The 13,671-nt window shown below is 53.8% G+C and carries 11 protein-coding genes; 10 read left to right on the top strand and 1 reads right to left on the bottom strand.

The window, feature by feature from the left end; translation table 11 throughout:
* Positions 1-3: 3 nt before the first annotated feature.
* The 8 genes from nosZ (at position 4) to FBQ85_03895 (ending at position 8,724) form a co-directional block, all read left to right on the top strand.
* A complete protein-coding gene (nosZ, locus tag FBQ85_03860; GenBank protein ID MDL1874292.1) occupies positions 4-1,851 on the top strand; it encodes a Sec-dependent nitrous-oxide reductase in 1,848 nt (615 codons plus the stop codon).
* 181 nt (positions 1,852-2,032) lie between these two features.
* Complete coding sequence (locus FBQ85_03865) at positions 2,033-2,668, top strand: DUF1422 family protein (protein ID MDL1874293.1); 636 nt, start codon at positions 2,033-2,035, stop codon at positions 2,666-2,668.
* Positions 2,669-2,729: 61 nt separating this feature from the next.
* A complete protein-coding gene (gene nosD, locus FBQ85_03870) occupies positions 2,730-4,814 on the top strand; it encodes a nitrous oxide reductase family maturation protein NosD (GenBank protein ID MDL1874294.1) in 2,085 nt (694 codons plus the stop codon).
* Positions 4,815-4,850: 36 nt separating this feature from the next.
* A complete protein-coding gene (locus FBQ85_03875; GenBank protein MDL1874295.1) occupies positions 4,851-5,564 on the top strand; it encodes an ABC transporter ATP-binding protein in 714 nt (237 codons plus the stop codon).
* Positions 5,561-6,034 (top strand): hypothetical protein, encoded by a 474-nt coding sequence (locus FBQ85_03880; GenBank protein MDL1874296.1) that lies wholly within the window; start codon positions 5,561-5,563, stop codon positions 6,032-6,034. Before FBQ85_03875 ends, FBQ85_03880 begins: the two co-directional genes overlap by 4 nt.
* An 89-nt stretch (positions 6,035-6,123) precedes the next feature.
* Positions 6,124-6,537 carry a hypothetical protein gene (locus FBQ85_03885; protein ID MDL1874297.1) on the top strand — a complete coding sequence of 138 codons (414 nt, stop codon included), beginning with the start codon at positions 6,124-6,126 and terminating at the stop codon, positions 6,535-6,537.
* Complete coding sequence (locus tag FBQ85_03890) at positions 6,534-7,430, top strand: hypothetical protein (protein ID MDL1874298.1); 897 nt, start codon at positions 6,534-6,536, stop codon at positions 7,428-7,430. The genes FBQ85_03885 and FBQ85_03890 overlap by 4 nt, the downstream gene beginning before the upstream one ends.
* A gap of 97 nt (positions 7,431-7,527) precedes the next feature.
* Entirely contained in the window at positions 7,528-8,724 is a 1,197-nt protein-coding gene (locus FBQ85_03895) for a formylglycine-generating enzyme family protein (GenBank protein MDL1874299.1), read from the top strand.
* Positions 8,725-8,730: 6 nt separating this feature from the next.
* Here the strand turns inward: FBQ85_03895 and FBQ85_03900 are convergent, their stop codons facing one another.
* A complete protein-coding gene (locus FBQ85_03900; GenBank protein MDL1874300.1) occupies positions 8,731-9,240 on the bottom strand; it encodes an Rrf2 family transcriptional regulator in 510 nt (169 codons plus the stop codon).
* A gap of 199 nt (positions 9,241-9,439) precedes the next feature.
* On the opposite strand from FBQ85_03900, the gene FBQ85_03905 reads away from it, so the two are divergent.
* Both FBQ85_03905 and FBQ85_03910 read left to right on the top strand, forming a co-directional pair.
* Positions 9,440-11,086 carry a c-type cytochrome gene (locus FBQ85_03905; GenBank protein ID MDL1874301.1) on the top strand — a complete coding sequence of 549 codons (1,647 nt, stop codon included), beginning with the start codon at positions 9,440-9,442 and terminating at the stop codon, positions 11,084-11,086.
* Between the two features lie 179 nt (positions 11,087-11,265).
* Positions 11,266-13,671 (top strand): nitrate oxidoreductase subunit alpha (locus FBQ85_03910; protein MDL1874302.1); only part of this gene is annotated, 2,406 nt, incomplete at its 3' end.

The following is a 13,671-nucleotide window of genomic DNA, read 5'->3' on the forward strand; positions in this document are numbered from 1 at the left end:
CACATGCGCTCAAAGATTCTCTTGTGGATTGGCTTGACTCTCTTCATGGGCGTCATTATCGGCATGGGCTGCGGCGGCGAGAAAAAAGCCGGCCGCGCCGGCGTGCGCTCGGATTTGCAAGAAGCGGCGCTCAAAACGTATGTCGCGCCCGGTGACTTGGATGAGTATTACGTTTTCAAATCCGGCGGGCATTCGGGGCAGGTTTATGTTTATGGCATTCCTTCCATGCGCCACCTCGTTACCATTCCAGTGTTCACGCCGTATCCCGCTACCGGCTATGGTTTCGACAAAGAAACCAAAGAAATGCTGGGCGGCTTCACCTGGGGCGATGCACATCATCCCTCATTGAGCGAGACCAACGGCGACTATGACGGACGCTGGCTGTTCATTTCTGACAACGCCAACAACCGCATGGCGCGCATTGATCTGCGCGATTTCAAAACCAAACAAGTTTTCGGGCCGATTGCAAACGTTTCCGGCAATCATTGTTCCTCGTTTACGACCGAGAATACCGAATACGTGCTCGCCGGCTCGCGCTTTTCAATTCCACTGCCGCGCGGCACGTATGAAAAAATTGAAGACTATGCGACGAAATTCAAAGGCATCGTGGCAGGCATTGCAGTAGATAAAAATACCGGTGAGATGACGCTGGGCTGGGAAGTGTTGATGCCGCCCTTCAACTATGATTTGGGTGACGCGGGCAAAGGCCCGAGCGCGGACTGGGGCTTCTGGACATGCTACAACAGCGAGCGCGCCACCGGCAAGCTCGAAGTAACGGCCTCGCAAAACGATCGCGATTATGTTGTGGCCGTGAATTGGAAAAATGCAGAGAAGGCGATTGCGGACGGCAAGTTCAAAATGATTGGCGGCGCAAAGGTGATCGACCCGAAAGAGGCTGAGGGCGTGGTTTATCTGCTGCCCGCGGCGAAATCGCCGCACGGCGTGGACGTCAGTCCGGACGGCAAATACATTGTTGCTAGCGGCAAGCTGCAAAGCATCACCACGGTGTTCAATATTGAAAAAATGCTGACCGCGATTCAAAACAAAGATTTCACCGGCAATGAAGATGGTGTGCCGGTGTTGAATTATGATAGCGTGAAAGATGCCGAAGTGAACGTCGGCCTCGGCCCGCTGCACACGCAATTTGACGATAAAGGCTTTGCCTATACCTCATTGTTCGTCGAGAGCGCAGTGGCCAAGTGGCAGCTCGGCACGTGGGAAGTCGTGGATAAGATTCCGATTTCGTACAACATTGGCCATTTGACTGCTGCGGAAGGCGACACCAAAAGCCCGGACGGCAAATATTTAATCGCGCTCAACAAGCTTTCGCATGGCCGGCATTTGAGCGTTGGCCCCTCGCAACCCGAGTCGTCGCAGTTGATTGACATCAGCGGTGAAAAAATGGCGTTGCTGTATGATGCTTTCACTGAGCCGGAGCCGCATTACGCGCAGATCATCAAAGCCGACAAGCTCAATCCCATCGAAGTTTATCCCAAGGAAGAAAACAAGCATCCCAAGGCGATTTGGGATGTGAAGGATGCGCGCGTGGAACGCAACGGCAAGAACGTCGAAGTCTATATGGTCGCGGTGCGCAGCAGTTTTGAGCCGTGGAATGTTGAAGTCAACAAAGGCGACAAGGTCACGATCTACATGACCAACATCGAGCAAACCACGGACGAGTTGCACGGCTTTGGTTTGAATGAGTACAATCTCAATATCGTTGCGGATCCGGGCGAAACCAAAGTCATCGAATTCACTGCGGACAAAGCCGGCGTGTTCCCGTTTTATTGCACGAACTTCTGCTCCGCGCTGCATCAGGAAATGCAGGGATATTTGCTGGTGAAGCCGTAGGGCTATAATCGCGCTGCTCGGGCGCCAAGGATCGCCTTTTGAATAACGCTTCCAATTTTTGAACCGCCAATTAACGCGAAAGAACGCTAATTTTTTATTCGCGTAGATTCGCGCCTATTCGCGGTTGAAGTCTTGCGAAAGTTATATCCCAAAAGCGCCCGGGCAGTTAATGGAGAATGTGATGCAAAAATACATTGACAAGGCCAATTCCTTTTTTGAAACGCCAATAGATTTTCGCAGCCGGGTGTTGATCTTAGTCGCCGCGCTGTTTTTGCTGCCGACGTATTTCTTGCCATTGTGGAATTTGAAACTGTACTCGAACCAGTTTCCGGAAGGGCTGCTGCTGAAGATTTATTCGTACAAATTGGAGGGCGGCCAGAGCGCTTATCGCGACGATCTAAGAGAAATCAATGCGCTCAATCACTACATCGGCATGCGCGAATTGAAAGAGGAAGAATTCACCGAATTCAAGTGGATTCCCTTTGTCATTGGCGGCGTTATGCTGCTGGCGTTGCGCGTGGTGGTGCTGGGCAAAATGTCGAAGCTGGTTGACGTGTTTGTGATGTTTTCCTATTTTGGATTGTTTTCGCTGTGGAGTTTCTATCACAAACTGTATGTTTATGGCCATGAGCTTGATCCCACCGCTGCCGTGAAAGTCGCGCCGTTTACGCCGCCATTGATCGGCCATCAAACGTTGGCAAATTTTGAAGTATACAGTTATCCCAATGTTGGTTCCTATTTCATGGCCGTTATGCCGCTGTTGTTGCTTATGGCCATGTGGCTCTCGCGCAAAGCCTGGCAAAAAAACAAACCATAACAGCAAAGCGCGAAGAATCCTTTTGCAATCTCTGTGTTGAAATAAAAAGCCTTTGAGTGAGATGTCTCCCATGAAAATTCCCTCACCACTTCTCCCCAATGAGCACGGCGCGTGGGCCGTGCTGCTCGCGCCGCTGATCCTCGGCGCGAGTGCGGCGGACGAGTGGCATGGGAACGTTGTTGTTCTTGCGATTGCGGCGCTGGCATTTTTCCTCAGCTATGTGCCGCTGCAAATTATCTTGCGCCATCATGGCGGCTCGGTTCAAGCGCCGCAACGCTTGCGTGCTGCGCATTTTTGGGCAACGGTTGATTTGACTCTCGGCGGGCTTGCGCTGCTGCCGCTTTTCCGGCAGAAATTGTGGCTGCTGTTAATGATCGGCGCGGCTGCGGCTTTCCTGTTCATCGTTCACTTTTTGTGGATGCGCCGCCATGCCAAAGGCTTGGTGAGCGATTTCATCGCGATGGCGGGATTGGCGCTCACCGCGCCGGCGGCCTACTATGTGAGCACAACGCGAATCGATCAAACCGCCGTGCTGCTGTGGCTGTTCAGTATTCTCTTTTTTGGTTGCAGCGCGGTTTACGTACATATGAAAATCCGCGCGACGACTCTGAAAAAAACGACACTGTCCTGGCATGAGAAGCTTTCAATTGGCAAGCTGAATTTGGTGTATCATCTCGCCGTTTTACTGGTGATCGGTGTGTTTACCCTCACATTGTTCGCGCCGCTGTTGGCTTTTGCTGCGTTCGTGCCGATAACGTTGCATGCTGTTTACGGCACTCTCAAGCTTTCCGCTGCGGTGCGTTTCAAAAGGCTAGGGTTTATCTTGGTCGGCCATACTTTAATCTTCATTTTGCTGTTGGGATTGACGCATGCCCGCCCGCCCGCGCAAATGGAGAGTGAGGCTGGGTCTGCCGATACAAGCACGGCGCGAGCTTCATTCGATCTGCACGCCGCATTGCGCCGCGCACAACGCGGTGACACGATTCTCGTTCCCGCCGGCGTTTATGAAGGCAATTTCATCGTTGCTAAGAAGCTCACGTTGATCGGCCGCGATTGGCCGGTGTTGCACGCCAACGGCAAGGGCAGTTGCCTCACCATTACTGCGGATTCCTGCACCGTCACGGGGTTCGAGGTGGCAAGCTGCGGCGGCATGCTTGTGGATGAAGACGCCGGCATTCTGATCAAATCGCACGGCAATGTGATTGCCGGCAATCGCTTGCGCGATATTTTATTCGGCATTTATCTTTTTCAAGCCGATCACAATACCATTGCGGAGAATCACATTGTTGGCCGCAAACGACTTGAGCTGGGCGAGCGCGGCAGCGGTATTCATTTGTGGAATTCGCGCTGGAACCGGCTGGTGGACAACGTGATTACTGATGTGCGCGACGGTTTCTATATTCAATACGCGAATCACACATTTATCGCGCGCAATGAAGTTTTTGGCGTACGCTATGGCCTGCACTACATGTACGCGGATTCGAATATTTTTCTGCAAAACGAGTTTCACCACAACGTCGCCGGCGCGGCCATCATGTACTCGCGCGGCATTCATCTGCGCCGCAACGTGTTCGCGCACAATCGCGGGTTCTCCTCGTTCGGCATCCTATTTCAGGATTGCCACGAGGCGGTCGCAGATTCGAATGTGATCGTTAACAATGCAGTCGGCATGTTCTTCGAGGCCTCGACGGGCAATCAGTTTCGCCGCAACGTGATTGCGCAAAACGACGTGGCGTTGCAAATGTATCAAAACTCTGTGCAAAATGTTTTTTCGGAAAACAATTTCATCGATAATTTAAGCCCGTTGTCCCTGGTGGGCAAACGCACGGAAACGCATTGGAGTGAAAACGGCCGCGGCAATTATTGGAGTACCTATGAAGGCTACGATCTCGATCACGACGGCATCGGCGACGTTCCAATGAAGATTCAAAACGTATTTGATTACCTCGAAGGCCGCGCGCCGAATCTGCGCCTCTATCTTTACAGTCCAGCTTCGCAAGCGCTGGCCGCTGCGACGAAGGCGTTTCCGATCATCGCTATCAACAACGAAGCGGATGAGCATCCACTGATGCGGCCGGTTGATCTGCGCAGCTCGAATGCAGCCAGGCTTGGACTCAAAGGGTTGGAGGATGCTTTGATCCGCTGAGTTCAGGCCTGGCTTCACTCAACTTTAGAGAGAAACATGATTCAAGTCGAACATCTCACCAAACGCTACGGCAAATTCACGGCCGTTGACGATATATCATTTTGCGTCAACGAAGGCGAAGTTTTTGCATTTCTCGGTCCGAATGGCAGCGGCAAAACCACGACCATGAAAACCATCGTGGGTTTGAATGTGCCGACCTCGGGGCGCGTGCTGGTGAACGGCTTCGACGTGGGTGAGCATCCCAAAGCCGCAAAGCGGTTGCTCAGTTATTTGCCGCAGCGCGTGGTGTTTCCCGAAAATCTTACGGCGCGTGAAGTGATGCGTTTTTACGATCGCGTGCGCAAATTACCAAAAGCGCTGGCGGATGAAGCGCTCGCGGCCGCAAACTTCAACGGGTTTTCCGACAAGCCGGTGAGCGAGTTTTCCGGCGGCATGGTGCAGCGTTTGGGGTTGGCGGTGGCAGCGCTGCCCGATGCGCTAATTTTGCTGCTCGATGAGCCTACGGCGAACCTCGATCCCGTTGGCGTGAAGCGATTCCGCGATTTTGTGCTGGAACAGAAAGCGCGCGGCAAAACCATCATTTTCTCCACGCATTTGCTCGCCGAAGCCGAACAACTCGCCGATCGCGTCGGCATTTTTGTGAGCGGCAAACTTGTGGCGCAGGAGGCGATTGAAAATCTCCGTAAAACGTTTTTAGCCAACGGCACGATTGAAGATATGTATTTGCATTATGTCGGATTGGAAAAATGAGAACGCTGGCAAGATACAAAAACTTCACGCTAAGACGCAGAGACGTAAAGGTGCCGCAAAGAAAAAGCTTGGCGTACACTTTGCGCCTTTGCGTCACTGCGTGCGCCGTTTATTTATTTGCTTGCGGCCCCTCCGAAATCAAACCCGTTGACATTTATCCCGAAGACATGTGCAGCCAATGCCGCATGGCCATCTCAGAGCCGGTGTTTGCCTCAGAGATCATCACAACTGCTGGCGACGTTTTCAAATTCGATGATCTCGGCTGTTTGGAGAAATTCCAGGAAAAGTCCGGGGAGCTTAAGATTTCCGCAGCCTTTGTGAAGGATTACGAGACCAAAAACTGGCTGCTCTACGAGCACAGCACCATCGTGCAGACGAGTCTGCAAACGCCCATGGGCTCCGGCAAAATCGCATTTGCCGATCCCGCGCAAGCGCGAGAGTACCGCGAAAAATTTCCAACAAGAGAATGATTTTTTAATTACGGCAAGCCCAAGCTGCGCGTTGTTATTGCATGTACGGCATGTTTCCTAAACGTCGTCGCAGGCAGAAGGAGGTAATCATGTCATTCAAGATTCGTCGCGTCGATTACTTTTACACGACCATCAAAGATCAATCCGGCGAGGCGTACAAACTGCTTTCGCAACTGGCAGAGCTGGGCATCAACCTGCTCGCTTTTTCGGGCGTGCCCATGGGGCCGATGCGCACGCAACTCACGCTTTTTCCGGAAGACACCTTGAAGATGAAGAACGCTGCCGACAAGGCCGGGCTTGCATTGGACGGACCGCACCCCGCGCTTTTGGTGCAGGGTGATGATGAACTGGGCGCGCTGGCCGGGATTCACATGAAACTCTATGAAGCGAACGTCAATGTCTATGCTTCCAGCGGCATTTCGGACGGCAAAGGAAGTTATGGTTATGTCATCTACGTTCGCCCGGATGAATACGGCGCTGCCGCAAAAGCTTTGGGAGTATGAAACTGCTGGCGATGCTGCGATATCTGAAATCAAAGCATGCGCGCACAACCGAGAATGCAATAATGGACACGAAAACAATTTTTGACATCGCCCGGCAAGAGTTGATCATCAACATGCGCAACAAATGGACGCTCATTTTCGCCGTTGTGTTCGGCGCGTTGGTGGTGAGTGTTTCGTATTTTGGCATGCGCGCGGAAGGCTTTGACGGCGTGCAGAATTTTACGCGCACCTCGGCGAGCATTTTGAATCTCGTGCTCTATCTCGTGCCGCTCGTGGCGCTCATCATGGGCACGCTGAGTTTCACGGGCGACAAAGGCGCAACCGAGCTGCTCTATTCACAACCGGTGCTGCGCAGTGAAGTGCAGCTCGGCAAGTTGCTCGGCGTGTTTGGCTCCATGGTTATTTCGACGCTGACCGGTTTCACGGTTGCCGGCGCCATGATCATTGCGGCACACGGCCCGGGCGAGTTGCTGCGTTACGCGATGTTCGTTGCGCTTTCTCTGGCCCTGGCGTTGGTTTTCTTGTGTCTCGCCGTTTTGGTTGCCACCGCCAATCAACGCAAAGCGCGCGCCTTTGGCGTCTCGCTATTCTTGTGGTTTTTCTTTGTATTGTTTTATGATTTGCTCGCGGTGGGCGGCACGCTTTTACTGAAGGGCAAATCCGCGAATGCGTTTTTGTTCCTTTCGTTATTCGGCAATCCGGTTGACATGGCGCGCGTTGCCTCTCTCATTGTGATTGATGGCGTCACCATCTTTGGCGCCGCGGGTGCAGCGTTGTTGCGTTTTCTCGGGGGCAAGATGGCGAGTGTGTTGCTTCTGGTTTTCGGATTGACGGTTTGGATTGCTGTCCCGCTTTTCATCTCGCAACGTTTGCTCAATCGACAGGATATTTGAAAGAAGGGAAAATGCGAAGTCAGGCTTGGACGCCATGAGTTTGGATACCATCTCAGTCCTTTGCGTCCAAGCCTGACTTCACTTTTTTTGAGGCGAATTGGTGACGAAAAAATTTTTTATCGCTGCCGGATTAGCGGTCCTCGTGCTCGCCATTGTGAGTTTCGTATTGGCAAAATGGTGGGCCGAACGCGAGCGAAACGAACAGCTTCATTACCAGCGGGAAGAAACCGAGCTGATCGTTTCCAACCTCATTAACGCACGCGTTGCTCTTTTCAAAGCGGGAAAAAATCTTGCGGACACTGCCGGTGTCGCGGCATTCAACGGTCAGCGGCTCTGGTTGCCGCGCGGCAATTATTTCCTGCGCGCCGAGCATGGCGGAAATAATCTTTTCATTCCCGCGCCGATTCAGGGCTATCGTTCCGGTCCGGATGATGGCGGTGCGTTCCTTGTGACGCTGCGCCCGTTGCCCCGGACTTATCCGCCCCGCCTTCTCTCCCATTCGCCGGAATTTGTTTATATTCCCAGCGGCAGTTTTCTTTTTGGCGATTGTTCGAATCCGCGCGAGCCGCACTATCTTTGGCTCTCGGCATATTTTATCAATCCCTTTGAAGTAACAAATGCCGAGTTCCGCGAATTTCTCGACGATCCTTCGGGCTACGCCGATGCGGCAAACTGGACGGAGGCTGGAAAACGCTGGATGGCCTCCAAGCCGTCTCACGTGACTGCCCGGTTGACATCTGAAGATGCGGACTACCAACGCTTCGGACAGCCCGATCAGCCGGTGGTGTGGGTAAATTGGTTTGAAGCCCGTGCGTATTGCAAATGGCTGACGAAAAAAATCGGCAACGGCCGCTGGTTGTTCGTTCTGCCCACCGAAGCCGAGTGGGAGAAAGCCGGCCGCGGGCCCGATAATTTGGATTATGGTTTGAGTATGTTCATCAGCGACAATGAAACGTCATTATATAATTGGAAAAAAAATCCCGACGCAGTCGTGACTGTCGTCGGGATACAAGATTCCTACTCCTCCTACCGCCCGAATCGTTTCGGCGTTTACCATCTCACCGGCAACACGGTGGAATGGACGCAATCGATCAACCGGTCTTTTAATAAAGAACATCCTTATGTTGATGATGAGCGCAACCACGACGACACGCCGGGCTTGCGCGTGGCGCGCGGCGGCTCGTGGTACAGCGCAAGCGTGGCCCTGCTGCACGTTGCCTATCGCGATGCGTTTCAACCGGAGCACAGCAGCCAGGATATCGGATTCCGCATTGCGGCGCGCCTGCTGCCGTGAAACCGTTCACGAGGAACCGCGGCTGAAACGGCGCGGTTTGGCGGCCTTGCTTTTATGCTTGGCGGCTGCCGACAAATTATCTTGCGCCATGCGCAACAAGGTGCCGTTGCGCAATGCAGTTGTAATCGTGTTGCGAATGCCCTTCCAGCGAGAATGAAAGGGACAGGGATTGACGTCGCTGCACGCGGGCAGGCCGAGCGCACAATTTTTGGTGAGGGCATCGCCGTCGATGATATCGACGATTTCCATAAGAGAAATTTTCCCCGGCGAGCGCGCAAACGTGAAACCTCCCCGGCGGCCTTTTACGGAATGCAGAACCCCGCCCTTCACCAACAATTGAAACGTTTTGGCGAGAAAAGGCGCGGGCGTGTCGGTACGGGCCGACAGTTCTTGCACGGCCCAGGATACCTGCTCGGGTTGTTGCGCCATTTCCAACAAAGCCCGCAAGGCATATTCACAAGCGCGGCTAAAGATGACAGGCATAACCGTTTCCTTTGTTGTTTTATGCTTCGCCATCGCGGTTAAACTGCACGCCGCCAATATAGTGCACACACCGGTGAGATGCAATAATACAGGATAAAAAAATCCGAAAAATCTCTTGACAATAATTCGGAAAGCGTTATATTGCACAAAAACAGGATAAAAATATCTTAAATCGTGCCGCGTTTAGACTGTCCCGCGCGCGGCTCACCTTTCTCAACGGAAGGGCCCCGCCATGAAAATTTTATCCTCTCCTCGTGTCGCCGCAGGTGCGCTGTCCCTCGGCTTTGCCGGACTTGGTTTGCTGGGTTTTGCTTCCGCGTGGCATGCCGATGATCCCCACTCCGGCCTCATAACCTTTGCCTATCGCCCCACCCAAAAAATACCCAGCTCGCCTGCGCTTTTGGCCGAAGGGGAAAAGATATACGCGCAACAATGCGCCCCCTGTCACGGCATAAACGGCGACGGCGAAGGTGAGGCGGCTTATCTACTCTATCCCAAGCCACGTGATTTCATCGCCGGCCAATACCGCATCGTCTCAACTTGGGAAAGACTGCCCACCGATGAGGATTTGTACACGACAATCTCACGCGGCATTCCCGGCTCGGCCATGCCCTCGTGGGCGCATTTGCCGGAACAAACACGCTGGGGGCTGGTGCATTATATTAAAACCTTTGCGCAAAACCCCATTCAACCGAATACCGCCGAGAGTGAAAGCGGCGCGGGCGTTATCAAAGTTCCGCCGGAGCCGCCGTACACTGCCGAAGCTGCCAGCCGCGCACAAGAATTTTTCCGCGATGCCTGCGCCTCTTGTCATGGCGAAAAAGGCAAAGGCGATGGCGTGCAGGAACAGTTTGACGAGAAAGGTTATCCCACGCGGCCGCGCGATTTGACCGTCGGCGTTTTTAAAGGCATTCCCGAGCCGCAGGAGGTTTATCGCCGCATTGTTGCCGGTTTGCCCGGCACGCCGATGCCCATGAGTGATTGGTCATATGGCGCTGATGCCTGGGACTTGACGCATTTTATTTTGTCGATGTCGAGTCCCGAGCAGCGCGAACGTGCAGAGATGAGAAAGTTCCAAATCGTTGCGCGTTATGTACCGCTGATTCCCGATCATCCCGATGCGAGTGTTTGGCGCGAGGCCACGCCGGTCAATCTCCACATGATGCCGCTGTGGTGGCGCAACGATCGCCCGGAGATATTAACCGTGCAAGCGGTGCACGACGGCAAAGAGCTGGCGCTGCGCCTGATGTGGTACGACGACACCAATGACAAAACCGCGATGCGCGTGCAGGATTTCCGCGACGCCGCGGCCGTGTCATTTACGCTCGATCCCGATCCGCCGTTTTTCGGCATGGGCGAGAAAGGCCGCTTTGTCAATATTTGGATGTGGAAGGCAGAGCGGCAGGCGGATATGGAAGCGGCTTTTCAAGACCTCGACAAAGTCTATCCCAACATCGGCATCGACTCCTATCCGAATTTGATGCGCACCGCGCTCGAGCAACCGACGCGGCGCGCACTGACGATGGAATCCGACCCGACGTTCATCACTGGTTGGGGCGCGGGCAATATCGTTTCCGATCCCACCCGCGAAAGCGCGGCCGAGGCCTTGCACGCGCAAGGATTCGGCACGCTCAAAGCGCATCCGATTCCCGATCAACTCGTGACGGCCAAAGGCGCTTATGACATCGGCACGTACCGCGTTATCTTTCGTCGCGCACTTAAAGCAGCTTCCAAAGATTCAAAAGCCTCCAAGAATTTGTTTGACTTGACGCCCGGCCAAACGGTGCGCGTGTCTTTCGCGGTGTGGAACGGCAGCGCCGGCGATCGCGATGGTAAGAAGTCAGTCACGATTTGGCAGGATCTCATCATTGCCAAATAGATGGATTGCTGGATTAGTGAATTGATGGATTAATGGAATGATAAGTATTCCATTATTTGTAAAACCATCAATCCAGTAATCCAACAATCCAGCAATCCAAAAATCCATTGATCCATCAATCCAATACTCCATATAACGAGGAGAAGCTCATGTCACAGACGATTGATGATTTCGGCATTATGAACCGCCGTGCCTTCCTGCGTTGGATGGGCGTGGGCGCGGGAACAACGGTGCTGAATATGGGATTGCCGCTGCATCTTCTGGCCTCGGTTGATCCTGATCAAAATCCGCTGGCCGGCTCGGTGAATCGCAATTGGGAAAAGATTTATCGCGATCAATACAAATATGATTCCTCTTTTGACTGGGTGTGCTCGCCGAACGACACGCATGCCTGCCGCGTGCGCGCGTATGTGCGCAACGGCATCGTCACCCGCATGGGCGCAACGTATGATTATCAGGATTACGCCGACATTTACGGCAATCATGCGACGAACAATTGGAACCCGCGCCAGTGCGCGAAAGGCTACACGTTCCATCGCGTCATTTACGGGCCGTATCGCTTGAAGCATCCGATCGTGCGCAAGGGCTGGAAAGCGTGGGCCGATGCCGGCTTTCCCGAGCTCACGCCGGAATTAAAATCAAAATATAAATTTGATAGTCGCGGCGATGATGAGTTTGTGCAAATTTCTTGGGAAGACGCGTCCGACAATATCGCCAAAGCGCTCGTTGCCATTTCCACGCGCTACAGCGGCGAAGAGGGCAAGAAACGTTTGCTCGATCAAGGCTATCAACCTGAAATGGTGGAGGCGACGCACGGCGCCGGCACGCGCTGCGTGAAGATGCGCGGCGGCATGGGCCTGCTCGGCGTTATGGGCAAATACGGCATGTATCGCCTCAACAACTCGCTCGCCCTGCTCGATGCGAAAATTCGCGGCGTGGGTCACGACAAGGCGCTCGCCGGACGCAACTGGTCGAATTACACGTGGCACGGCGATCAAGCGCCCGGCCATCCGTGGGTGCATGGCCTGCAAGCTTCCGACTGCGATTTCAACGATCTGCGCTTCTCCAAATTGATCATCATGGACGGCAAAAATTTGGTGGAAAACAAGCTCACGGATTCGCATTGGTTCATCGAGTGCATGGAGCGCGGCGCGAAGATCGTGGTGATTGCGCCGGAATATGGCCCGCCTTCGACGAAGGCCGATTACTGGATTCCGATTCGCCCGGCCACCGATGCAGCGCTGTGGCTTGGCATCACCAAAATCATGATTGACAACAAATGGTACGACGAAAAATTCGTCAAGCAATTCACCGATCTGCCGCTGCTGGTGCGCAAAGACAATCTCAAACGCCTGCGCGCGCACGAAGTTTTTCCCGATTATAAAACCACGCTCGGCCCGGACGGCCCGTCGATGAAAATTCAAGGCATGACCAAAGAGCAACACGACAAGCTCGGCGATTATGTGATTTGGGATGCGAAAACGAACAAGGCGGCTGCCATCACGCGCGATGACATCGGCGAAACACTGGAGAAAAAAGGCCTCGATCCGGTTTTAGACGGCAGTTTCAAAATCAAACTCGTCGATGGCAAAGAAATCGAAGTCGCGACGCTGTGGACGCTGTATCAAGTGCATCTGAAAGATTACGATCTCGCCTCGGTTTGCGAGATGACCGACGCGCCGAAGAATTTGATCGAGCAGTTGGCCAAAGATATCGCGACGATGAAGCCGGTGGCGATTCATCAGGGTGAGGGCATCAATCACTGGTTCCACGCGACGGAGATGAACCGCGCCGCGTATTTGCCGCTGATGCTCACCGGCAACATCGGCAAGCCCGGCGCGGGTTGCCACACGTGGGCGGGAAATTACAAAGCCGCGCTCTTTCAAGGCTCGCCGTGGACGGGGCCCGGCTTCAAAGGCTGGGTCGCCGAAGACCCATTCGAGCCGAATCTCGACCCGAATGCGCCCGGCAAAAGTATTCATGCACATGCGTACACGAAGGACGAAGAGCCGGCGTATTGGAATCACGGCGACAAGGCGCTGATCGTCGACACGCCGAAATATGGCCGCAAAGTTTTCACCGGCGACACGCACATGCCGACGCCGACCAAGGCGCTGATTTTCACCAACGTCAATCTCATCAACAACGCGAAGTGGGCGTATGAGATGATCAAAAACGTCAATCCGAATATCGAAATGATCGTCTCGATTGACATTCAGATGACGGCCTCGATTGAATATGCCGATCTCGCGCTGCCTGCCAACTCGTGGCTCGAATTCGAAGATTTGGAAGTCACCGGCAGTTGCTCGAATCCGTTTTTGCAAATTTGGAAGGGCGGCATTCCGCCGGTCTTCGACAGCAAAGACGATCTCGCGATTCTCGCGGGCATTGCGAAAGGCTTGGCGAAAGCGACCGGCGACACGCGCTTCACAGATTATTTCAAATTCGAATACGAGGGCAAACGCGGCGTTTATTTGCAGCGCCTGCTCGATACGAGCACGACGACCGCCGGATACAAACTCGCAGACATTATGGCCGGCAAGTACGGCCCTCCCGGCGGCGCGCTGATGTTGTTCCGCACGTAT

This window comes from Cytophagia bacterium CHB2, from assembly GCA_030263535.1.
Classification (GTDB): Bacteria; Zhuqueibacterota; Zhuqueibacteria; order Zhuqueibacterales; family Zhuqueibacteraceae; genus Coneutiohabitans.